Source organism: Brachyspira hampsonii (assembly GCF_001746205.1).
Classification (GTDB): Bacteria; Spirochaetota; Brachyspiria; order Brachyspirales; family Brachyspiraceae; genus Brachyspira; species Brachyspira hampsonii_B.
Map to the genome: position 1 here is coordinate 312,387 of NZ_MDCO01000001.1, position 23,506 is coordinate 335,892.

Sequence of the window (23,506 nt, forward strand, 5' to 3'; positions counted from 1 at the left end):
AAAAATAAAATTAGTTTTAGTAAAACATACTTAATATTAAGCCCTTTTTAAAAACATTAAATTTCTTTTGGTGAACTCTATAATCTCATCTTCAGTCATCTTATCAAAACCGAGCCTTCTTTCTTCCTCAAGCAATTTTAATTTCTCTTCACTCTCTTTCTGCATTTTAATTAACTCTATTTCTTTAAGCCGCTCTTCTCTTTTTATCAATTCCGCTTTGCTGTAATGTCTTTTAATAGTGTTTTCTCTGTCTCCTTTCATTAAATATATTTTTAAATAGCTAATAAAATCAAGCCATATACCTGATAAATTGTCTTTATACTTCACTTTTTGTTTTGCCAAATTAATAGAGTCCCTCCAATCGTATTTCCTATCTTCAAAAATTAATTTAATTTCTTCCTGACTGTATTTAGTCTTAAAAGAATGAACTTGATATAATTTACTAGCTTTATTTCCTGTAAGAAAATTAAAAGTATTAATAAGCTCATTTACAAATATATCAAATTCTAAACAAGCAGAGGGAGAGCCGATTTTTGCATCTGCATTATTATTTATATTATCTTTATTATTTAAGTTATTATCTTTATTATTATCTTCGTCTTTTTTATCTATACCGTCACAGAATTTTTTACTGCACTGTATAGGCTTTTTTGCTGATACTGAATTAAATTTTTTTATATATATTTTTCTTTTTTCATTATTTTGTTTAGTTTTATCATATACGCATTTTATATAATTATATTCTTCAAGCTGTTTTATAGACCTTGAAATAGTATCCTTACTCACAGAATAGATTTCTGCAAAATAATTATTATTAGCCCAACAGTAGCCTTTATCATTTGTAAGTGCTGCTATTTCTCCGTAAATAAGTTTTGATAATGATTTTAATCTCTTATCATATCTTACATTAGAAGGTATTATAGTATAATAGTTTTTATTATTTTTCATTACATTACACCTTAAAAAAACTTTATACTATATACAAAAAATATAATAGATTATAAGTTTATATTAATGATCTTTTTATAAATTAATCAATAGCAACATCTAAAGATTCTATTTTTTTAATTTTATCTTTTATAATGTTTTTTAATTTATTTATAATTTCAGCATAACTAGGATCTTTAACAACATTATTTAATTGTAAAGGATCTTTTTTCAAATCATATAATATATAACTTTGATAATTCAAACTATCCTTATCTTTAGCAGGATTTTTACTAGGATCGTAAATAGCATAAGTATATTCAGGAGTTCTTATTGCTCTGCCTACAAAACTTTCACTTATTTGAAGGAATGCAATATTTTCATGATTATTATCTGCTATAATATCCTGTATAGCTTCGCCATCCATATTATTATTTTCTATTCCTGCAATTTTTAATATAGTAGGAGGAAGATCTATCAAACTTATTATCTTTTCCTCTCTTTTTGAAGAACTAAAACCATCGCCTTTTATGATAAGCGGTACATGTATTGCTGCATCTTCGCAGGCTCTTTTATAATCATCATATCCATGTTCTGGTAAAGTTTTATTTCTAGTTCTGAAATGAGAACCATGATCGCTTGTATATATTATAACTGTATCATCTAATAATTTTTTTTCTTCTAATTTTTCTCTTATTCTTCCGAAATTATAATCTATAGAATTGCATGCTCCTAGATAATCGGCATAATTTTCTTTAGAATCACCATAACCCAATGCTTTAACATCTTCTGGTATTTTACAATTACCAAATTTTTCTTTAGAATAAAGAGGTCCCTCATATTTATTTTTATTATTTTGATGATGAGGCTCTAAATATGATATAAATAAGAAGAAAGGCTTATCATTAGTTCTTTTATCCAAAAAATCTAAAGCATAATCTGTAACAGCATCAACTCTGTATTTTTCAAACTCTACTTTGTTCATATCTTTATCAAATAAATATCCTTTGAAACCATCTGAAGTAAACTCAAGTACATCTGATGCTACCCAATAATCTTTATATCCCCCTCTTTTTTTCTCTGGTATAGGATTAAATATATAGTCTTCTTTAGAACTATCTCTTCCAAGTCCGTCAGTAGCTAAATGCCATTTACCAACATAAGCAGTTTGATATCCATTTTCATTTAATAATTTTGCTATTGTAGTGATATTCTCAGGCAAAGATATAGCATTAACAAATACTCCAACCTTTGAAGAATATAACCCCGTTTGCAAAGACGCTCTAGCAGGACCGCATACAGGCTGACAGGTGAATGCATTATCAAAAATAGTTCCTTCTTTTCCTAATTTATCTAAATTTGGCGTTACATCTAATTCCTGACCATATATCCCCATTGTATCCCATCTCTGCTGATCTGAAAAAACAAATAAAATATTTTTTTTCATAGTTATATTCCTCCATAATATTTAATGCATATTTTTATATTTATTATAATCTTCTAAAATTCCTAATCTTATATACTCTTCTATAGGAGCTTCATTTTCTATCATTAGCAAAATCATATTTTTAATCATTTCATTCTTTATAGAATCATCTATTATAGGATTTTCCTGATGAGGATCATTTTCCAAATCATATAAAACCCAATCTAATTCATCTATAAGAGTCATTTTTTTAGGTAAAGTTAAATATTTTATCTTCATAACCTTACAGCCTTTAGTAAAGCTAAAACCATCATGAAGCTCCATAGTTTTAAGCTCATCTATGCTAAAAAAATCAATCATATGAGTAGGCATCAAAGTATAATTATATAAAGGTATATCTTCTTTATTTCTATAATCTTTCATAAGAACATATCTTCCATCAGTAATGCATATTTGATTGGCATGCATTCCAAACAAAGCATACTTTCTCACTTCATTATCATTCTTTATAGTCTCTTTTAAAGAAAAACCTTTCATATCCTTTGTCTTTTCTATACCAAAGAAATCTAAAATAGTAACAGGTATATCTATAGTTTGAACCAATGCTTTTCTCATATTATTCGTATTATCTTCATTATTTTTTTTAGCTTCATATATAAATAATGGTATATTTGCTATTTCATTATAAAGCTGATGAATATTTTTTCCCCAGCAATTATGCTCTCCTAATAAAAATCCATGATCTGTATTAACTATTAAAATAATATCTTCTTTTGAATTATCAATATAATCTAAAAGCTTACCAAGATAATTATCGCACATAGATAATAAAGCAGCATACATATATCTGCAATGCTCAACTTCATCATTATTTTCTTCTACTTTAGAGTAATTAGGCCAATCAAAATATAAATCACCATAATTGAAATCATAATTATTTTTATACTTATCGTAAGTAAAATATGGCTCATGCGGATCAAAACATTCTATCTGCAAAAACCAATTATCTTTATTTATATTATTATTTAAAAAATCAAATGCTGACTGAAATACTTCACTTAAAGGATGATAGTTTTCATCTTTCATATATTCTCTATTTATTTGATCTTGTTTATTAATAATACCTAAATACTTTTCAGGTAAATCAGAAAAACCTAAATCAGCTTTCCAATGATCAGCCTCTTGTCCCCTTATTATTTCCCAGCTATTATATCTATTATGATATGTAGCCCCGCCATCTTCCCAATAATGGAGATGATCGCTTATTAAATGAGTATATATTCCATTTTTTTTTAATATTTCTATAGCAGAATCATCAAAAGGTTCTAAAGGTCCCCAACTTCTATGCAAAAAATTGTATCTTGCTGTATGAAGTTCTCTTCTTGCAGGCATACAAGGCAAACTTCCCGCATAACAATTATCAAATGCAACAGATTTTTCTGCTAATCTTTTAAAATTAGGAGTTTTAGTCCAAGTGCATCCATAAGGTTCTAAAAAATGTTTATTAAGAGAATCAAACATCAGCATTATAAGCTTCATATAATACTACCACCATTTAATCAAGTCAGTTACATAATTTCTAAGTCTTACAAATTCTTTATCAGCAATGTCTCTAGGTCTAGGCATATTATTTTCTACTATTGTTTTCACTTTTGTAGGTTTATTAGTAAGAACCATAATATTTTCACCCAAATAAACAGCTTCTTCTATATTATGTGTAATGAAAATAACTGTAGTTTTAGTTCTCTGCCAAAGTTTTACTAATTCATCTTCAAGTTTATATCTTAATTCGATATCCAACTGAGCATAAGGCTCATCCATAAGTAAAAGCTCTGGATACATAGCAAAAGCTCTTGCTATAACAACTCTTTGAAGCATGCTAGCTGACAGCTCATAAGGATAATATTTTCTAAACTTACTAAGCCCTACTATTTCTATAAATTCATCTACCCTTCTTTTCTTTTCTTCTTTTGGAATTTTTTTCACATCAAGACTAAAAGCAACATTTTCTTCCACATTTCTCCAAGGCATAGTAGAGTTTTCTTGAAAAATATATGCTATATTGTGTTTTTTCAAATTTACAGGTTCATCATCAATAAGTATCTCACCAGATGTTATATCATAAAGTTTAGTTAAGCTATTCAAGAAAGTAGTCTTCCCGCATCCTGTAGGCCCTACAACACATAATAAATCACCCTTGTTAACATTGAATGAAATATTATCTAAAACTAACAAATCTCCAAATTTTTTAACTAAATTATTAACTTTTACTTTTATTTCTTTTTCCATAAAAAACAACTCTTAATAATAATTAAACTATTCTATCAGATACCAATGCAGATAATTCTTTCCTTAAACTTAGAAACTTACTATCTACATAGCTTCTAGGTCTAGGCAAATCAATAATGTACTCTTTATCTATAGAAGTAGGACATTCATCTAAAACAATAATTCTATCTGCAAGGTATATAGCCTCTTCTACATTATTTGTAACGAATACTATTGTCCTCTTTTCTTTTTCCCATATTCTAATTAATTCTTCTTGCATAAGATACCTAGTCTGTGCATCCAAAGCCCCAAAAGGCTCATCCATAAGCATAACAGCAGGTTCATTACAATAAGCCCTAGCAATACCAACTCTCTGTTTCATACCGCCTGAAATTTGAATAGGATAAGAATTTTCAAAACCTTTAAGCCCAACCAAATCTATATAATACTGAGCTTTTTCTCTTCTTGTTTTTTTATCAATACCTCTAATTCTAGGTCCATACTCTACATTACCCATAACTGTATACCAGGGGAATAAAGATATAGTTTGATATACAACACCCCTATCTATTCCGGGTCCTTTAACAGGTTTATTATTAACTATAACCTCTCCTGAAGTTGGTTTTTCAAGTCCTGCAATTATGTTAACAATTGTAGTTTTTCCGCATTGACCTGGACCAAAAAAAGCTAAAAATTCATTCTCTTTAACTTTTAAATTTAAAGATTTTATTACTTCAAAATTTGTATTTTTAGTTACAAAAGTCTTAGAAATATCTTTCAGTTCTATCATGTATTTTACGAATTCTTGTTCCATGAGCATAATTTATCCTCTACCTTTCTCATAATGATAGCCAAAATATATCCAACAATACCTATCGCCATTATACCAACTAATATCTGTGTAGTATTATTAGTTTCCTGTCCATTAATTATAACCCATCCTGCACCTTCAGAAGATCTCACCATCTCAGCACCAACAACAGTAGCCCAGCTAACAGAAACTGCAACCTGCAAACCTGCAAATATAACAGGTACAGATGAAGGTAATACTACAGTAAACAAAGTTTGTATTTCATTAGCACCAAGCATTTTTGAAGCACCTATTAATGTCCTATCAACACTCTTGGCACCATAATATGCATTCAAAGTAATTGTATTGAAAGCAGCTAAAAATATTAAGAAATATTTAGAAAGCTCTCCAAGTCCAAACCATAATATAGCTATTGGTATCCAAGCTATAGGCGGTATAGGTCTTATTAATTGATATATAGGATCAAATATTGCACAAATATATCTATTCCAACCCATTAAAACTCCTAAAGTAATACCTAATATTGCAGCAGCGACATAAGCTATTAGAACTCTAGACAAACTCCATGCTACATGTCCTATAATAGAATATTTACCTATAGGCTTAACTAATGTATAAAAAAACTCATATATTACAGTAAAAGGACCAGGCATTAATTTTCCAAGCTCGCTGAAGGAAACGGCTAACTGCCATATAATTATAAAAACTACAATAGATATTACCGCAGTAAAAAATGATAGATACATATCTTTGAATTTACTACCTTTCTTCACCATTTTGCTCCCCTTAGTATTATCTTTTCAATCAAACCTATTAAATATGTTAATACAGAACCTATAATACCTATAGCTATCATTCCTGCTATAATAATATCAGTTCTATACATACCTCTTGACTGCTGAATCATAAAACCAAGTCCTTTAGTAGAAGCTAATAATTCTGCAGCTACCAAAGCAGTCCAAGAAGCTCCTAAAGCAGATCTAACACCTGTTAAAATCATAGGAACAGAAGTAGGTATAGCTATCATATATAATAATTGCCAATTAGAAGCACCCGATGTCTTTCCTACCCATATATGAACATCTTTAGTTTGCCTAATTCCGCTATAAGAATTAACTACGCATGCTATAAACGACGATAAAAATATTACCATAGCCTTAGACATTATTCCTATACCGAAGAATATTATCATAAGAGGTATCCAAGCTATTCCGGGAATTGGACGAAGCAAATCAAAAAGAGGTCTTACAAACATGTCTACAGGCTTATACCAAGCCATTAATATACCCAATGGAATTCCTATGATTAAACCTAAAAAATAACCTATTAAAGTTATCTGCAAACTAGAAGCCATATGTTCTATCATAGTAGCTCCATCGGGTGATTTGTCATACAATTTTACTATAAAAGTTTTTATAACTGTTATAGGACTAGGGAGTAAAGATGGTGTAAATATTTTCATTACATCAGTAACCAAGTACCATATAAATAATAATAAAAATATTGATAATGCTGATATTAAACCATATTTTGCATTTTTCATATACACCCTCTCATTTTTATTTACTGATCAACTTTTACATCTATTCCCAAAGCATCTTTTATAACAGATACATCATAAGATTTTTGAACATTTGGTAATGTGTCTTCAGATATTTTATTATCTTCATAGAAGAATTCGGCAGTTCCTGTCATACCATCGCCAAATATATAAGTTTCTTCTTGCATCATAGCAGGAGTAACATAAACTTTATAATTGATATCATTATCTAAAGTTTTGTCATCATAAACTCTTCCATTTCTTTCAAACCAATCTTTTTCAAAATCGTATCTTGTTTGATAGTCAGAAAGTATTTCAGAAGCTTTATAAGTTGCTCTTATAAATTTAACAACATCATCTCTTCTTTCTTCTAAAAATTTAGTACCTACATATATTCCATCCATAGACACAACATCAGTAGCATCTTCAAAAGTAGCAGCTAGAACATAACCTTCTTCTCTAGCTTGGAAAGAATGAGGAGGGCTAGCAGCTATAGCATCGCCTTCACCTGCTATAAATGCTTGATATGCAGGACCATTATCCATATGTATCATTTTTATATCATTTCCGCCAAGACCAAATTTCTTAGCATAACCTATAGCATTAAATTGTGCTGTAGTACCCAAAGGACCAAGTATCTGCAATCCTCTTACTGTTTCAGCACTTCCTAAAATATTTGAATATCCAGCAACTTTTCCAACTTCTTTTGCTATAGGGCTATCTTGTCTTACAAATATTCCCATACCGCCTGTAGTATTAACTTCTCCTATCCATTTTGCATTACCTTGTGCTAATGCAAATACAGAAGCTAAACCGCTAGCGGCTATATCTATTTCTCCAGCAGCAAAAGCTTCATTTATTGGTGCTCCGCTTGCAAAAGTAAGAATTTCTATTTCAATACCTTCATTAGAATACATGCCTTTCTCTAAAGCATAAGCTATAGGTAACGCAACAGTATTTACCATTGTACCGACGCGTATCTTCTTTGAAGAAGAAGATTTTGTGCCGCATGATATTAAAATAGAAACCAACAATAACAAAGCAAGAATATATTTCCTCATATGCTACTCCTCGTACATTTATATTACTAAATCAGTATAGTAAAAAAATACCTAAAATGCAACTATATATTGAAATTTATACCATTTCATATTATTATAAGATAATGAATAATGTATCAGTATTAATTAAGCCTTCATCATCTTTATGCAACATAAATTGTAAATATTGTTTCTATATAGACGAAGCTAAAAACAGAAAAATAGAAAATAATGGAATTATGACTGAAAATGTTGTGAAAGCTATAATAGATAAAGTTCTTCAAAATGCTGATAAAAATGCATTGTTTTCATTTCAGGGCGGGGAACCAACTGTAGCAGGACTCGAATATTTTAAGTCATTTATAGATTATGCTAATAAAAGCAATAAAAAAAATATCAATATAAATTACAGCATACAAACTAACGGATTATTGATAGATGATAAATGGTGCGAGTTATTCAAAAAGAATAATTTTTTAGTCGGACTTTCTTTTGATATGATAAAAAACATACATGATAATTATAGAATAGATAAAAATAATAATGATACATATAACAAAGTATTAGAAACTAAAAAATTATTTGATGCATTTAATGTGGAATACAATATACTTACAGTTCTTACATCTGAATTATCAAAATACCCTAAAGATGTATACAAAAAAATAAAAAAGCTAAATATAAAATATACTCAGTTCATACCATGCCTATCTGAAATAAATTCATGCAATAATGAATATTCTATAAAACCAAAAGAGTTTTCATACTTCTATAAAGAAATATTTTCATTATGGAAAGAAGATTTTTTTAATAATAATTATTATAGTATACAGTTCTTTGATAACATCATTCCATTATTTTTTGGAGGCTATCCTCCTATAACTTGCGGTATAAACGGAAAATGCACAAATCAAATAATAATAGAAAGCAGTGGAGATGTTTTTCCATGCGATTTTTATTGTTTAGATGATTATAAAATAGGAAATATAGCAGAGGAAGATTTGGCTGATATTTATTCAAGCAGCAAAGCAAAAGACTTTATAAATGAAAAAACAAACAGAATAAATAATGAAAGCCATTCATTATGCCGCTCTTGTAAATACTTAAGAGTATGTAACTGTGGATGCAAAAGAATGGAAAGTAATATGTACATAGATGAAGGCGGAAAGTTCTGCGGATTTCAAGATTTTCTTGATTATGCTATAAATGATATGATGATAATATGGAAGATGATATCAAGATAAATGAGTTTATAATAATAAATAACTTATTTATGAAAATGTTCGTATATATTATTCGCTGCTTTATAGCTTATTCCCGGTATATTTCTAATGCTTTCAAAAGATGCATTTTTTATATTATCTATATTTATAAAATGAGAATACAATTTCTCTATAGTTTTTTTACCTATACCCTCTATACTTTCAAGTTCGCTTTTTACCATTTCTCTGCTTCTTTTCTTACCATGACTGCTATTAACCCATCTGTGAGTCTCATCTCTAACCTTCTGTAAAAAAAGTCTGGCAGGTTCATTATCGCTTAATTGTACAGGTTCATTTCTATTAGGCAAATATATCTCCTCAAACTTTTTAGCTAATGCCATTATAGGCTGTCCTTTTATATCAAGTTCTTTCAATGCCTCTATTGCTGAATTAAGCTGTCCCTTTCCTCCATCTATAAGTATTAAGTCTGGGAAAGTAAGATTTTCATCTCTAAGTCTTTTATATCTTCTGTAAACCGCCTCTTTGATAGAAGCAAAGTCATCTATGCCTGTAACTGTTTTCATATTGAATATTCTGTAATTTTTATTATCTGATACCCCATTAACAAATCTTACCATACCAGCCATAGTATAGCTTCCCTGAATATGTGCTATATCGAAAGACTCTATTACAGAAGGTGCTTTTTTAAGTTTAAATATTTCCTGAAGCCTTGTTATTCCTAAAGGTATTTCTCTTATCAATGCCTTTTCTTTAAATAAATGTTTAGCATTCTCATTTGCTATGCTTATTAAACCTTTTCTGCTTTTATCGAGTTTTATATCAACATCTCTTCCAGAAACCTGCTTTAAATAATCTTTTATTATATCAATATCTGCAATATTAAAATCCGTTGATATTGAAGCAGGAATTAAATTGGCATGAGTATAATACTGCGTAAAAAAAGCAGAAAGTATTTCAGAATATTTTGATACACCTTTTTCTGCATAATATTCGTCATCATTCGGAGAGTGCATACTGAAAGTTTTTCTGTCTGCTAGTTTACCTCCCTTAACTGATAAAATAACTATTATATAATTTCCTTTCTCTCCGTAAGCTCCTATTATATCAATATCATCGCTTTCAGGAATATATATGCTCTGCTCTACTGTTATATATTTAAGCAAGTCAATTTTATCTCTTAAATCTTTAGCCGCCTCAAACTCTAACTTCTCAGCATGAACAAACATCTCCTGTTTTAATCTAGCAACTAATTCATCAACATTTCCCTCAAGAACCATTACAGCATCTTCTATAGTTTTATCATAATCTTCTTCATTTATCAAATCGGCACAAGGAGCAGTACATTTTCCTATATGATAATAAAGACAAGGTCTTATAGGTCTTTTAAGAGGAAAATCATATTTGCATCTTCTTAATTTGAAATTATCAATTATAAACTTTACTATATTGTCTGCCTTTTCAGCAGCAACATAAGGTCCGTAATATTTTTTATATTTTTTTGCATTATCTTTATCTATTACATTTCTAGCCTTTATAACTCTTGGAAAATGCTCATTTGTAATTGCTATAAAAGGAAATGATTTCTGATCTTTAAGAAGTATATTATAATGAGGCTTATGCTTTCTTATCATTTCAGCTTCTAATATCAAAGCCTCAACTTCATTTTTCGTCAGTATATATTCAATATCCCTTATATGCTCTACTAATGCTGTTGTTTTTGCATCTTTATTTGAATTGTTAAAATATGACGAAACTCTTTTCTTTAGAGATTTTGCCTTACCTATATAAATTATTTCAGATTTGGAATCCTTCATAAAATATACTCCGGACTTATCTGGAATAATTTTTAATTTTTCATGTATATAACTTTTAACTTCCTGATTCATAATTCTTAACTTTTTACTAATTATACATAAAATAATAAACTTTGTCAAAAAAGTATACTATATATTGATTTGTATAATTTTCAAGATTAGACTTATTTCAAAACCTGATTTGTTAATATGTTTAGTTTTTTAATTTAATATTTTTTAATTAGAAATAAGTATATTATAAAGCTTTTAAAGTAAGTTAATTTAAATACCAAAAAACAAACATACTGCTATAAAAAATAAGAAAATGTTTGTAAAAGTGAAACATATATATATAATTATTTACTAGATGCTTTAGTCTCCCAAGGGAATAAAAGCCAATTATCATGATTAATATTCTTATAACTGTATCTAGGCTTTATTTTACTTGTATGCTCTCTAACAAATAAAGTCGCAATATCAAATTTCTGATCATCAAAATATTTTAGAGTTTCTCCTGTATCTGATATATCATCTACAATTAAAGCAGACTTATTTTTTACTTTTAATCTCCAAACTTCTTCCATATTTAAAACCATCGGAATTTTAAGTCTATGAGAAAGCATAACTGCAGGTACTAATCCGCCTCTTGCTAATCCATAAATAACTTCATAATGAATCTTTGAATCTTCTATTTGTTTTGCTAATACTTCTATAGCTTCATCTATATTTTCCCAAGTGATTATATCATATTCCATTATAAACCTTCTTTAATATTCACAAATTAAGATCTTAAATTAATATCAAATCTAGTTTTAAGCATTTCAAGCAAAGATTTTTCCACACTATTAATATCTTCTTCTCTTAAAGTTTTATTAGGATCATAATATGTTATAGATATTGCTATGGACTGTTTTCCTTCTTCAACCTGTTCGCCTACATATCTATCAACTACACTTACATTCTGTATAATATTATTAAACTTAGTTATAGATTTAATAACCTTGCTGAACTCTATATCATTACTGCAAACCAAAGCTAAATCTCTAAATACTGCCGGATATTTTCCTATATCTTTTAATTTCTGTTTTTTAACTCTCTCTTTAACCAACTTCAAAGTTTTTCTTATATCAATATCCAAGAAATATACTTCACCGCTTATATCAAAAAGTTTAAGAAGTTTAGGGTGAAGCCTTCCAATAATACCTATTTTCTCTCCGAATATAACAATCTCACCAGACATAGTAGGTATAAACCATTTATGCTCTTTAGGTACTAAATTATAATCAGTGCATTTTAAATCTCTTATTAAAAGCTCTTCTATAACTCCGCTCATATCAAAGAAATCATAAGCTCTGGCTTCTTTATTCCATAATTTTTCCTGATAAAGCCCGAACATAACAGCAGATAAATGCTTTTCTTCTATAAAGTTTTCATTTTCTTTATAGAATATATTTCCTACTTCAAATAAAGCCCCATTTTTATGTCTATGATTATGATTATAAGCTGCACTATTAAGAAGAGAAGCTAAAGTTGTAGGTCTTAAAACATCCATTTCATTAGTTAATGGATTTACCACTTTTATCAATTTTTCTTCCTCTATTCCCATAGCCTTAAATACATTGCTGTCTCCCATAGAATACTGCTTAGTTTCATAAAGACCATAAGAAGCCATTCTATGCTTAACAAAGCTCACTTCAGCATAATCTGTATTTATAGGATTACATTTTATATGAGGCACATTTGTAGATATATTATTGTAACCATATACCCTTGCTATTTCCTCTATCAAATCCTCAGCTATTGATAGATCATGTCTGTAATAAGGGATCTCTACTTTAAGATTATTTTCACCTAAAGCTACAGCTTTAAATCCGTATCTTTTAAATATAGAAGATATTTCCATCTTACTCATATTAAGACCTAAATATCTTTTTACAAGTCCGCAGTCAAACACTATTATATTCGCATCAAACTGCTTAACATTTACCTCTTTAGATCTTGAAGCTATTTTGCATGAATTATCTAAAGTAACTATCAAATCAACAACTCTATTCAAAGCGGCAAGTGTAAGAGTATGATCTATATCTCTTTCAAATCTGTATGAAGCATCTGTTTTAGTCTTAGTTGCTATTGTAGATTTTTTCACCGCTATATGATCAAAATATGCACTTTCTATTAAAATATTTTTAGTATCATTTTCAATTTTAGTGAAATCGCCTCCCATAACTCCGGCAAGCCCCATAGGTTTTTCACTGTCAGCTACTACCAAAACTTCATCTGTAAGTTCTATTTCTCTGCCGTCAAGCAAAGTAATTTTTTCTCCGTTTCTTGCATTTCTAACTATAATTTTACCGTCTTTTATCTTGTCAAAATCATAAGCATGCAAAGGCTGTCCGTATTCAAGCATAACATAATTTGTAACATCAACTATATTATTAACAGGATTTATACCGCACATTATTAATCTTTTCTGCATCCAATCAGGAGAAGGTCCTACAGTTATATCTTTTATAAGTCTTCCAACATACTTATAGCAGCTGTCAGTGTTTTCTATTGTTATGTCTATATTTCCGCCTGCAGCATCATAAGTATTAACAGATGGAATACTCACTCTTCTTTCTAAAACCAAAGAACATTCTCTGGCAAAACCTATAATACTTACCAAATCTCCTCTGTTTGCTGTGATTTCAACATTAAATATATGATCTGTGCTTCCTACTATAGTAGAAAGAGAATTTCCTAATATACTGTCTTTATCAGCATTAACTTTTTCAATGTCTTCGTCTAATATCCATATACCATATACGCCTTCTAATTCTTCATAACCCAATTCTGTTCTGGAACATAGCATACCATTACTTTCAAAACCTCTTATAGAAGCCTTTTTTATGGTTAATCCGTTTGGAAGTTTAGCACCTATCATAGCCACAGGAACATATATACCCTCTTTTACATTAGGAGCACCGCATACTATTGAGAGTGTATCTCCATCACCAACATCAACTTTACATACACTTAATTTATCCGCATCAGGATGTTTATGTACAGATGTTATTTTACCAATAATAACACCTGGTATATCACCTCCTGTAGTTTCTATAGATGAAATCTCACTTCCTGCTAAAGTTATTTTTTCAGCAATTTCCTCTACACTAAATCCGTCTAAATTAACAAATTCTTTTAGCCAACTTAATGGAACTCTCATTATCATATCCTCAACTTAATTCTATTAAAAAATTATTTTTTTATTATTGTTGTTATTATCTTGTTGTTATGTATCTCAGCCTCTATACTTATTTAATTAAATATTATTACTATCTTACCATTGTTTTAAGAAATCTATATCATTCTCATAAAACATTCTTATATCAGTTATTCCATATTTAATCATAGCTACTCTTTCTATACCCATTCCGAATGCAAAACCTGTATATTTATTTGTATCATATCCAACATGTTTAAATACATTAGGATGAATCATACCAGCACCCATAAGTTCAAGCCAGCCTTCTCCTCCGCAAGTTTTACATCCGCTTCCTCCGCATATTACACAAGTAGCACTCAAATCTGCCCCCGGCTCTACAAATGGGAAATAATCCGGTCTTAATCTTATCTGTGTTTTATCACCGAACATTTTTTTACAGAATAGCTCTAATATCCCCTTTAAATCATTAAAACTTATTCCATTATCAACCATAATCCCTTCAACTTGATGAAATACAGGTGAATGTTTTGAATCTATAGCATCTCTTCTGGCACATTTACCCGGTGAAACAACTGCTATAGGAGGAGGCGTCTCCATCATGGTTCTTATCTGCATGCCTGATGTATGGGTTCTAAGTACATGATCTTTAGATATAAAGAAAGAGTCATGACTATCTCTTGAAGGGTGATAATAAGGTATATTTAATGCCTCAAAATTATGAAAATCATCTTCTATTTCATTACCTTCTACAACTCTAAAACCTATTTCTGTTAAAATCGAAACTATTTCCTCTTCCACTTTAGTAAGAAGATTAACTCCTACAGATTTTGGTCTTCTTCCAGGCATAGTTATATCTATTTTATTTTTCTCTAAAGAAGATAAAAATTCACGTTCTGATATTAAATTCTTCTTCTCTAATAAAGAATTCTCACAATAACTCTTTATCTCATTAATCTTTTTTCCAAACTCTTTCTTCTCCTCAATATTATCTATAGAGGATAAACTTTTTAAAAGCTCTGTTATCTTTCCTTTTCTGCCTAAATAATGAATTCTTATATCATCTATTTCAGCCTGAGTATTAGCATTTTCTATACTGTTTTTTAAAAAGCTATGAAGCTCCTCGAGATTATCCATTGATTTTTCCTATAACATAAAATTGAATACTATTATATTATACCATAAAATTATTTTCAATACAATAAAAAAATGATATAATATATTAATGAATTCTATTTATAATAATTTAAAAAATTTTTTCAATATTTTCAATAAGAATTTTAATTCTTTCTAAAACATTTTCATCATTTTTATTACAGAATAAAATATTCTTTATATCTTTATCAAAATTATTTGGAATTTTACGGCATAGTTTAAATACATAATCTAAAAGCTTCTTTTCACCTACATGCAGCTCTTCATTTAATGCAAATAAAATATCAAAATATGATGATAATATAGCCGTAATCCTATGATTAATACTAACAATATCATTTCTTTTTACTGCTTTTTCTAACTGATCATAAAAAGATGCTATTTTCTTGCCGTACATAACATTAAAATTTTTTTCTATTATGTTATTTTTTAATTTCTTAGGATATTCTTCACTTAATTCATCTTGAAACTTCTTAAATTTTCCGCCTTTATCATAAAGTATATTAGAATGTTTTATATTGTATAAAAAAGCAGTAGTATACCCTATCTTTGCATTGCAGCCTCTCCATACATATTCAAGCTCTCCTTCAGCCCAAGATAAATCTCTATACATAAAATCTAAACATATACCGATGTCTTTTAATATCATCTCATCGCCATGCTCAAAATAATCATTGCCTATTTCATAATAAGAAGCATGTTTCTCAGCAAACTTTCTTCTCAGCTCTATATCTTCGCTGCTGTTTAATAAACCTTTGGAATATACATAAATATCATAATCTGACATATCATCATTTATCAAACTGCTCCTTGATCCTGATAAAACTATAGAATCAATATTATTATTATTTTCAGTAATTATTTTTATATAATCATTTAATATATCATTTAAATACATAAAAACTTCCGAATATTATATTTTTTAATTTAAAAATAATCACTTTATTGAATTTGATATGCCTTCTTTTACTCTATCTAATTCTTCAGCAGCCTTTTTCAATTCTGATTCTAAAGATTTAGAAGCATCTTCTATAGCTTTGGAAGGGTCAATATTTTCTACAGCTTTTGAAAAATTATCAAATCCTTTTTCTGCTGTATCGCCTGCTTTTTCCACACCATCCTGTAATTTTTTTGAAGCATTATCTATTTTTTTATTTATGGAATCTGCTGCTTTATCCACTGCACTTTTATCTTTCTCACATGAAAAACTAAATAATGATAAAATAATAACTAAAGAAAATATAATACTTTTCATAACATAATACTCCATATTTTTTTGTATAATTATAATTGTTAATATATATTTGTCAAGATATAGGAGAATTAGATATATAAACATTTATCTTGTATTTATTTTTCATATTTTTTGAATTATATATACTCGTAGCTTTTGCAAGTCTGTCATTAAACTTTTCAACTAGAAAGTCAGCATCTTCCACTTTGGGTGCTAGTATTACCTCTTTCAATGATTTATTATCAAATATATAAAGATAATTTTTATAAGAGCGTTTCATTTTATCATCTATATGCAAAGGATTACTTCCATATTCTACAAGCTGTATTATACGCATCTCCTGCTCTTCTATAAATGAAGCATCTTTTATCAAATACTGCATATTCATAAGAAGCTGATACGATAATGCTGATTCTTCTGAATTAAAATCTTTTATCACCTTAAACATAGAATAAAATACATATCCTATATTGTTTTTTAATTTTTCATAAACTTTTTTATCATAGCTCCAAACATTATACTCTTTATTTAAATCAATGATAATATTATCATAATCCGATTCGCAGGGATTGAATATTATTTCATTATTTTTAGAATTGTAATATAAAACAAAATATAAAGGCAAAGTCTGTTCATTATAAAATTCTATATTAGAATAATTATTTTTATCATAAGAAAATGAAAATACTATGCTGCTATTTAAATTATTAAATGAAGTATCAAAAAATGACTTATCAAATACTAAGCAGCAGCCTGTACCCTCTTTATTATCAGATTTTCCATATAGTCTGTACATAGTAAGAGAGTCTTTGCATCTGCTGAATGATGTTTGTAATGCAATAAAATTATTAATATTTCCGTATTTGGAATTTAATTTATTATTCCTAAGAAGCTGCATCAATATCTTTCCTTCTTTAGGATCATTTGCATTTTTTATGCTTGTCATTCTAAGTTTATTTTTTTTCAAGTATGTATTATATTTCGAGCTGTCTGATTTATCGTATCTCTTATCAAAAGCCATATCGTCAAATACTTCAATACTTGTATAATGGGATATCTCATTAATTTTATCATCATCTTTTACTGATACCAAATATAAAAATACATATTGCAATATCCATAGCTTTTTTAATTTTATCCTGCTATTAATATCTATATCTCTTACTATAAAATTAAAATATTCTTCTTTTTCTTCTGTCCAAAAACTATCTTCTTTTAATATTATATTAATAATTTTTTCTATGCCTATATACTCTATAAACCTTGATATAATACCGAATATATTAAGACTTTTAGAATCTTTAATATTCAATATAAGACTTAAAGCATAATCATACTGCTCTAAACCTATAAGAGCTTCAGATTTCAAAAAATATATTCTATCGTATATAGTATCATTTTCTATCATGCCTATTTCTATATATTCTATATAATCCTTATTTTTTATAATAGTATCGCCTTTTGAATTATTTTCATCTAAAATCGATAAAGACTTATCCAAACATTCTATAGCCTCTTTATATTTCTTTATATTGATAAAAAGACTAGCCTTATTTAAATAAATCACCTCCAAAGACTTATTTATACTTACAGCTTTATCATATACAGCAAAAGCCTCTTCTATTTTGCCGATCTTTTCTAATACTATAGCAACATTCAAATAAGCATAATCATATCCAAGTTCTAAAGCCCTATTAAAATAAAATAATGCATCCTCGTATCGCTCTAGTCTTGAATATATAACTCCTATATTAAAATATGATATCTCAGATTTATCATTTATTTCTAATGCCATATTAAATGCATATAAAGCCTCATCGAATGCCATTAACTTTGCAAGTATTATACCTTTATTGATAAAAGCCTTTTCATAAATAGGATTAATCTCTATAGCCTTGCTGTAATAATCTATAGCCTCTTCATATCTATTTAAATAATATAATGTTAATGCAGTTTTATAACAGCTTCTTGCAAAATATCTGTCTATATAATTTTTATCAAGCTCCTCATTATTATTTTCAAAATAACTTATAATCTTTAAATATATTCTAAGTGCTGAAGAATATTTTTCCAAATTAAAATAAAATCTAGCCTGAATAAACATATTTTCTATTCTATCTTTCAGCATAAAAAGTTCTCCAATAATTACTATTATTTATTATAAACTATTTTTTAATTATATAAAATTCTTTAATTATATAAAAATACTATTGACAAATTTTTTATGCATGTTAATATTACTATATAAAGTAATATTACTAAGAAAAATATTTTAATTTAAGGATTTATGTCTATGAAAAACAGTAATAAAGGGTTCTTCGGTAAATTCGGCGGGAGATTCGTACCAGAACCATTAGAAAAATTATTAATCGAATTGGAAGAAGCATTTGCACATTATATTAATGACAAAGAGTTTTTAAGCGAGCTTGAGGAATTAAGAGCTGATTTTATAGGAAGACCTACTCCTTTAATGTATGCTAAAAACCTATCAGAAAAAATAGGCGGTGCTAAAATATATGTGAAACTTGAAGGCTTAGCAAATACAGGTGCACATAAGATTAACAATTCAATAGGTCAGGCACTTTTAGCCAAGAAGATGGGAAAGAAGAAGATTATCGCAGAAACGGGAGCAGGTCAGCATGGACTTGCCACCGCTGCCGCCTGTGCCAAGCTAGGACTTGAATGTTCTATATATATGGGCGAGATAGATGTAAAAAGACAGCAGCCTAATGTTGCATCTATGGAATTATACGGAGCTAATGTAGTGTCGGTTACCAGAGGAGGAAGAGGACTTAAAGATGCTGTTGATGCGGCATTAGAAGATTGGGTTAAAGATTTAAAAGATACTCACTATTTGCTTGGAAGTGCAGTTGGACCTAGCCCTTACCCTGATATTGTCAGGACTTTTCAATCGGTAATAGGAAGAGAATTGGATAAACAAATACAAGAAAAGAATTTAAATGTTAAAGCTATGATAGCATGCGTAGGCGGCGGTTCTAATGCTATAGGATTTTTTGAACCTTTTATAGAAAGAGAAAATCCAAAATTAATAGCCGTTGAAGCAGGCGGTATAAGCATGAATCTCGGCGAAAATGCCATTAGAATGAAAAACCCTTATGCCAAAGATGTTGCAGCTCAAGGGTATATGAGCAAATTTATATTAAAAGAAAACGGCGAAATATCAGAAACTATGTCTATATCTGCTGGTTTGGACTATCCCGGTGTAGGTCCTCAGCTTGCATATTTGGGAGAATCTGGAAGAATAGAGTTTACTTATGCTACTGACAAAGAAGCAATTAATGCAGTTAAAGAATTTGCTAGAAATGAGGGAGTAATATTTGCATTAGAAAGTGCCCATGCCGGTGCTAAGGCTATAGAATATGCTAAACAATACACAAAAGATGATGTAATTATAGTTAATATGTCCGGAAGAGGAGATAAAGATATATTCATAACTTCTCCGATATTCAGAGCAGACAAATGGAAAGAATTTTTAAAAAGTGAATTAGAAAGATTAGAAAAAAACATAGACATTCACAAATTTTAGCCTCCGATATATATTTTTTATTTATAGGTTTTTGTTTATTATTTATTAATATTCAAAAACCTATTTTTTATTTTTACTCGTAATTTATATAAATTATACTTGTTTTAAAACTAATTTTATTTATAGTTACTCTACTAACCCTCTAAAGCATACAATCTCTATACGAAACTGCATATTTATATAAAAATGATAATTATTATCACTCTATGATGCGGTTTTTATTAATAATACTTTTTAAATTAATTATGTCCTTGAAAAATATATATTTTATTATAAAATAAAGCTAGATTTTAATTAAATACTATTGTTTTTATAAAATCATAGTATTTAGTTTGAGGATTTTTTATATTGAAAAATAAAGTTTATTTCATTATATCTTTGATTTTTATATTTTTAATAATCTCATGCAAAAAAATCAATCTGTTAAGCCCTACATATATACCGCCTCCTACAGAATTTCCAGTTTCAGGAGAAATGCCGGATTATATAGTACCTTCGCCTATACCTCCAGAAAATATAGAGGAAAGTTATATAGAAATAAATCCTGAAATAGTTGCAAATGGTACTGTTTTTGGGGGGTACGGAAGAAGATTCAAATTTCAAAATGAATGGTATGTTTTAGCTACTAATGAATATCAATATGACCCTAACACCAAAAAACTTACTCCTTCAGGAAAAGGTGCATTACTAAAAATTAATAATGACGGAAGTACAATAATTAAAATTCATAGTTTATCATTAGCTGATGACTTAGAAAATACCGAATATTGGGTAAATTTAAACTCAAAAAAATTGATTATAGAAGCAGATAAAGTAACAATACCTTCATCAAAGGCAAGACAAAAAACTATAAATTTCCCGCAATATCCTCGCAGATTGGATAAAGCAAATTTTTATTATACTAATCCGCCTCCTTATTATAACTTCGCCTGCTATGGAGACTTAATTATTTATGCTGTATATAGAGAATCTCAAAGTCTCATAAATTGGTCTGATTCTCCTAATGAAATAGAAAAAGCAGATTATTATGTTCCTGGTCCAGATAATTATGATATTGGAGTACAGGGTCTATACGGCATGGAAACTTTAGATTTTTCTGCTTTATTTTATATTAAAGGCAAATTATTTATTACAGGTCAAAAGTCATTTGCTGATGATAATCTTAATGGATATAGAGACCCTCTAGCCTCTCAATATACATGTGATTCGAAAAATTACTATACTGTTGATATTACAAAAGATACTCTAAATAATAATAATTGGGATAAACATGAATTTCCTTTTCCAGAAAAGAGACAGCAGTTTCTTATAAAATATGATAGAAATAATTTAGATAAAGTATATATATACGGCGGAATATCTTCGCATTATGAGTATAAGGGCGGATATTGGAAAGAGGTAAAAGATAAAGATTTTAGTGAGAAAGACGGAGTATGGTCAACAGAAGACGGTATAAATTGGAAAGAAGAAAAAACAATAGATGTAAGTAAACTTGATAATTATTATTATGATGCTAATCGTGAAAAAATTGATATAGTAGGCGGATATGAGGTACAAGAAGATGGCACGCCTTTAGAGCCTTCTTACACTGAGTTAAACGGCAAATACTACAGAACCTTCAACAGCACTTATCCTATGCCTCCAATAAAAGAGATTATGGAAACTGTTGATAGATTTGAAACTAATTTTACTATTACCGAAGAGCATATAAAAAAATCAGGCTCTTATCAATTGCAGGTATCTTCAGTGCCTCCGGATAAAGCTAAAGAATCTGACTGGGTTAATATTGTTCCTAATAATGAAATAACTTCTGCTATAGGATGGGAAAGCGGAGGAGCTGATTTATTTACTTTTAATAATAAAATAGTTCGTTTGATTGATTATGATAGGCAATTTAAATTAAACAATCAATATGAAACGGCTTTGAATCTTGCAGAGAAATATTATAATCTGCTTTTAAACTCTTCTATGTCTGATTTTAAAAAATATGATTATTATTTTCTATATTATAAAACTATGGCTGACATGCTAAAAATTATCAAAGATAAAGGAAATGATTATTTCCTTCCTGATGAGGCAGTTACACATTATACATTTAATATATAAGTATAATTAAAATTCATAAAAGTAATTATTAATTTAAAAATATTTTTTATTTAGATATAACTTTTCCGTCTATATTAGAAAAATGAACATTCCCAAAATCTCTGCTGTCATAACCATAGTCTCTATTATCAGAAAGCACAAAATATTCATTGTAGCCTATAATATAAGGTCCGAAATTATCTCTTGTGGATACTTCAGCATCTAATATTCTTCCGTCAAACTCTACATTAGCCCAAGGCTCATTCAAAACTTCTCCGTTTATATAAACAACCTTATCTCTTATTTCTATGGTTTCATTTGGAAGTCCTACAACTCTTTTTATTAAATATCTCGTATTGGATATATTTACATTTCCGAATGTTATAAAATATACGAAATATGAAGCAAATCTTTTTAGAAAAAATTCCTTTTCAGTTCTAGGATCTGCCATAAATACTATATCTCCCCTTTTAGGTCTTGAGAAAACAATAGTTTTTCCTGTAAGAGATGATACAAAAGGTTTTAATGTAATACCATATCTTAATTTAGAAGTGATTAAAATTTCATTGGGTTCTATAGTATTCATCATAGTAGAACTTTTCATTCTATCTATTCTTATAAATAAAGTAAAAATACCGAATAAAACAAAAGCAATAATAAATCCTAATATCAATCTTGCCACTACCCTATAAAGCAGATTATTGCTTCTGTAGTATATGAAAATAAAAGGTTTTAATACAGACTTGAGTGCATTAATTTTTTCTTTTTTTAATTCTTCTCTGTCATAAGAATAATTCATCTATAATTGATGACCTCTGTAAATAAAAATAACTTTTTATGATTTTTTAGCCTGATGCTCGCTATTTTCCAAAGCAGCAGGAACAGCAGGAACTACAATATATCCGTATTCGCCGCTTCTGCATAAGTCCATTATTACTTCATTATTTAATGTGGCACCTTGAACATCTTCTCTTAAATATTCAGGCAAATCTATAACATGGTATAAAGGATCAATGCCGTCAACATTAACTTCAAATAATCCTTCTATGAATTCCAAATCTTTATTTAATCTATCTAACATTTCATCTTTTTGACTTTCTTCTATTCTTAATCTTGTTTGATATAAAAGAGCTTCTAATTCTTCTCTGTCTGTAGTCATTATTATATCCTTAAAAATTATAATTACAAAAATAATATACTATAATCAATATTTTTTCAATAGTTTATATATTTTTTTAATTTATTGCTATATAAA

General features: G+C 28.5%; 20 protein-coding genes. 3 read left to right on the top strand and 17 right to left on the bottom strand.

What is annotated here, in order from left to right; translation table 11 throughout:
* Nucleotides 1-36: 36 nt before the first annotated feature.
* The 8 genes from BFL38_RS01465 to BFL38_RS01500 all read right to left on the bottom strand — a co-directional run bounded on the left by BFL38_RS01465 (nt 37) and on the right by BFL38_RS01500 (nt 8,033).
* Nucleotides 37-948 carry a helix-turn-helix domain-containing protein gene (locus BFL38_RS01465; RefSeq protein WP_069725393.1) on the bottom strand — a complete coding sequence of 304 codons (912 nt, stop codon included), beginning with the start codon at nt 946-948 and terminating at the stop codon, nt 37-39.
* Nucleotides 949-1,030: 82 nt separating this feature from the next.
* Nucleotides 1,031-2,374 carry a sulfatase family protein gene (locus tag BFL38_RS01470; protein WP_069725394.1) on the bottom strand — a complete coding sequence of 448 codons (1,344 nt, stop codon included), beginning with the start codon at nt 2,372-2,374 and terminating at the stop codon, nt 1,031-1,033.
* 21 nt (nt 2,375-2,395) lie between these two features.
* Nucleotides 2,396-3,892 (bottom strand): sulfatase, encoded by a 1,497-nt coding sequence (locus tag BFL38_RS01475; RefSeq protein WP_069725395.1) that lies wholly within the window; start codon nt 3,890-3,892, stop codon nt 2,396-2,398.
* A gap of 6 nt (nt 3,893-3,898) precedes the next feature.
* Nucleotides 3,899-4,642 (bottom strand): ABC transporter ATP-binding protein, encoded by a 744-nt coding sequence (locus tag BFL38_RS01480; protein ID WP_014488308.1) that lies wholly within the window; start codon nt 4,640-4,642, stop codon nt 3,899-3,901.
* 22 nt (nt 4,643-4,664) lie between these two features.
* On the bottom strand, nt 4,665-5,435 hold the full coding sequence (locus BFL38_RS01485) for an ABC transporter ATP-binding protein (RefSeq protein ID WP_069725396.1): 771 nt from the start codon (nt 5,433-5,435) through the stop codon (nt 4,665-4,667).
* Entirely contained in the window at nt 5,417-6,208 is a 792-nt protein-coding gene (locus BFL38_RS01490; RefSeq protein ID WP_069725397.1) for an ABC transporter permease, read from the bottom strand. Before BFL38_RS01490 ends, BFL38_RS01485 begins: the two co-directional genes overlap by 19 nt.
* The gene (locus tag BFL38_RS01495) at nt 6,202-6,975 is read right to left on the bottom strand and encodes an ABC transporter permease (RefSeq protein ID WP_069725398.1); all 774 of its coding nucleotides are present in this window, start codon (nt 6,973-6,975) and stop codon (nt 6,202-6,204) included. The genes BFL38_RS01490 and BFL38_RS01495 overlap by 7 nt, the downstream gene beginning before the upstream one ends.
* A gap of 20 nt (nt 6,976-6,995) precedes the next feature.
* On the bottom strand, nt 6,996-8,033 hold the full coding sequence (locus BFL38_RS01500; RefSeq protein ID WP_069725399.1) for an ABC transporter substrate-binding protein: 1,038 nt from the start codon (nt 8,031-8,033) through the stop codon (nt 6,996-6,998).
* Nucleotides 8,034-8,137: 104 nt separating this feature from the next.
* Here BFL38_RS01500 and BFL38_RS01505 point away from each other — a divergent pair, with 104 nt between their 5' ends.
* Complete coding sequence (locus BFL38_RS01505; protein ID WP_069725400.1) at nt 8,138-9,256, top strand: radical SAM/SPASM domain-containing protein; 1,119 nt, start codon at nt 8,138-8,140, stop codon at nt 9,254-9,256.
* A gap of 23 nt (nt 9,257-9,279) precedes the next feature.
* On the opposite strand, the gene uvrC is transcribed toward BFL38_RS01505, so the two are convergent.
* The 7 genes from uvrC to BFL38_RS01540 form a co-directional block, all read right to left on the bottom strand.
* Nucleotides 9,280-11,121 (bottom strand): excinuclease ABC subunit UvrC, encoded by a 1,842-nt coding sequence (gene uvrC / locus BFL38_RS01510; protein ID WP_069725401.1) that lies wholly within the window; start codon nt 11,119-11,121, stop codon nt 9,280-9,282.
* 263 nt (nt 11,122-11,384) lie between these two features.
* Nucleotides 11,385-11,783, bottom strand: a complete 399-nt coding sequence (locus tag BFL38_RS01515) for a phosphoribosyltransferase (protein WP_069725402.1) — start codon at nt 11,781-11,783, stop codon at nt 11,385-11,387.
* 26 nt (nt 11,784-11,809) lie between these two features.
* On the bottom strand, nt 11,810-14,233 hold the full coding sequence (pheT, locus tag BFL38_RS01520) for a phenylalanine--tRNA ligase subunit beta (RefSeq protein ID WP_069725403.1): 2,424 nt from the start codon (nt 14,231-14,233) through the stop codon (nt 11,810-11,812).
* A gap of 114 nt (nt 14,234-14,347) precedes the next feature.
* Nucleotides 14,348-15,367 (bottom strand): phenylalanine--tRNA ligase subunit alpha, encoded by a 1,020-nt coding sequence (gene pheS / locus BFL38_RS01525; RefSeq protein WP_069725404.1) that lies wholly within the window; start codon nt 15,365-15,367, stop codon nt 14,348-14,350.
* A gap of 109 nt (nt 15,368-15,476) precedes the next feature.
* On the bottom strand, nt 15,477-16,283 hold the full coding sequence (locus BFL38_RS01530; RefSeq protein WP_069725405.1) for a DUF4037 domain-containing protein: 807 nt from the start codon (nt 16,281-16,283) through the stop codon (nt 15,477-15,479).
* A 39-nt stretch (nt 16,284-16,322) separates the two neighbouring features.
* Nucleotides 16,323-16,640: a hypothetical protein gene (locus BFL38_RS01535; protein ID WP_069725406.1), complete on the bottom strand. Its 318-nt coding sequence runs from the start codon at nt 16,638-16,640 to the stop codon at nt 16,323-16,325.
* 52 nt (nt 16,641-16,692) lie between these two features.
* The gene (locus tag BFL38_RS01540; protein ID WP_069725407.1) at nt 16,693-18,747 is read right to left on the bottom strand and encodes a tetratricopeptide repeat protein; all 2,055 of its coding nucleotides are present in this window, start codon (nt 18,745-18,747) and stop codon (nt 16,693-16,695) included.
* A 165-nt stretch (nt 18,748-18,912) separates the two neighbouring features.
* Here BFL38_RS01540 and trpB point away from each other — a divergent pair, with 165 nt between their 5' ends.
* Nucleotides 18,913-20,166: a tryptophan synthase subunit beta gene (trpB, locus tag BFL38_RS01545; RefSeq protein ID WP_069725408.1), complete on the top strand. Its 1,254-nt coding sequence runs from the start codon at nt 18,913-18,915 to the stop codon at nt 20,164-20,166.
* A 348-nt stretch (nt 20,167-20,514) separates the two neighbouring features.
* On the top strand, nt 20,515-22,272 hold the full coding sequence (locus tag BFL38_RS01550) for a hypothetical protein (protein WP_069725409.1): 1,758 nt from the start codon (nt 20,515-20,517) through the stop codon (nt 22,270-22,272).
* Between the two features lie 46 nt (nt 22,273-22,318).
* Here BFL38_RS01550 and lepB read toward each other — a convergent pair whose 3' ends face one another.
* The gene (gene lepB, locus BFL38_RS01555; RefSeq protein ID WP_069725410.1) at nt 22,319-23,050 is read right to left on the bottom strand and encodes a signal peptidase I; all 732 of its coding nucleotides are present in this window, start codon (nt 23,048-23,050) and stop codon (nt 22,319-22,321) included.
* A gap of 36 nt (nt 23,051-23,086) precedes the next feature.
* A complete protein-coding gene (gene gatC, locus BFL38_RS01560) occupies nt 23,087-23,410 on the bottom strand; it encodes an Asp-tRNA(Asn)/Glu-tRNA(Gln) amidotransferase subunit GatC (RefSeq protein ID WP_008726241.1) in 324 nt (107 codons plus the stop codon).
* Nucleotides 23,411-23,506: the final 96 nt, after the last annotated feature.

Coding starts and splice junctions, on each gene's coding strand:
- BFL38_RS01465 (WP_069725393.1), bottom strand. CDS start 948: ATGAAAAATAATAAAAACTATTATACTATAATACCTTCTAATGTAAGA.
- BFL38_RS01470 (WP_069725394.1), bottom strand. CDS start 2,374: ATGAAAAAAAATATTTTATTTGTTTTTTCAGATCAGCAGAGATGGGAT.
- BFL38_RS01475 (WP_069725395.1), bottom strand. CDS start 3,892: ATGAAGCTTATAATGCTGATGTTTGATTCTCTTAATAAACATTTTTTA.
- BFL38_RS01480 (WP_014488308.1), bottom strand. CDS start 4,642: ATGGAAAAAGAAATAAAAGTAAAAGTTAATAATTTAGTTAAAAAATTT.
- BFL38_RS01485 (WP_069725396.1), bottom strand. CDS start 5,435: ATGGAACAAGAATTCGTAAAATACATGATAGAACTGAAAGATATTTCT.
- BFL38_RS01490 (WP_069725397.1), bottom strand. CDS start 6,208: ATGGTGAAGAAAGGTAGTAAATTCAAAGATATGTATCTATCATTTTTT.
- BFL38_RS01495 (WP_069725398.1), bottom strand. CDS start 6,975: ATGAAAAATGCAAAATATGGTTTAATATCAGCATTATCAATATTTTTA.
- BFL38_RS01500 (WP_069725399.1), bottom strand. CDS start 8,033: ATGAGGAAATATATTCTTGCTTTGTTATTGTTGGTTTCTATTTTAATA.
- BFL38_RS01505 (WP_069725400.1), top strand. CDS start 8,138: ATGAATAATGTATCAGTATTAATTAAGCCTTCATCATCTTTATGCAAC.
- uvrC (WP_069725401.1), bottom strand. CDS start 11,121: ATGAATCAGGAAGTTAAAAGTTATATACATGAAAAATTAAAAATTATT.
- BFL38_RS01515 (WP_069725402.1), bottom strand. CDS start 11,783: ATGGAATATGATATAATCACTTGGGAAAATATAGATGAAGCTATAGAA.
- pheT (WP_069725403.1), bottom strand. CDS start 14,233: ATGAGAGTTCCATTAAGTTGGCTAAAAGAATTTGTTAATTTAGACGGA.
- pheS (WP_069725404.1), bottom strand. CDS start 15,367: ATGGATAATCTCGAGGAGCTTCATAGCTTTTTAAAAAACAGTATAGAA.
- BFL38_RS01530 (WP_069725405.1), bottom strand. CDS start 16,283: ATGTATTTAAATGATATATTAAATGATTATATAAAAATAATTACTGAA.
- BFL38_RS01535 (WP_069725406.1), bottom strand. CDS start 16,640: ATGAAAAGTATTATATTTTCTTTAGTTATTATTTTATCATTATTTAGT.
- BFL38_RS01540 (WP_069725407.1), bottom strand. CDS start 18,747: ATGCTGAAAGATAGAATAGAAAATATGTTTATTCAGGCTAGATTTTAT.
- trpB (WP_069725408.1), top strand. CDS start 18,913: ATGAAAAACAGTAATAAAGGGTTCTTCGGTAAATTCGGCGGGAGATTC.
- lepB (WP_069725410.1), bottom strand. CDS start 23,050: ATGAATTATTCTTATGACAGAGAAGAATTAAAAAAAGAAAAAATTAAT.
- gatC (WP_008726241.1), bottom strand. CDS start 23,410: ATGACTACAGACAGAGAAGAATTAGAAGCTCTTTTATATCAAACAAGA.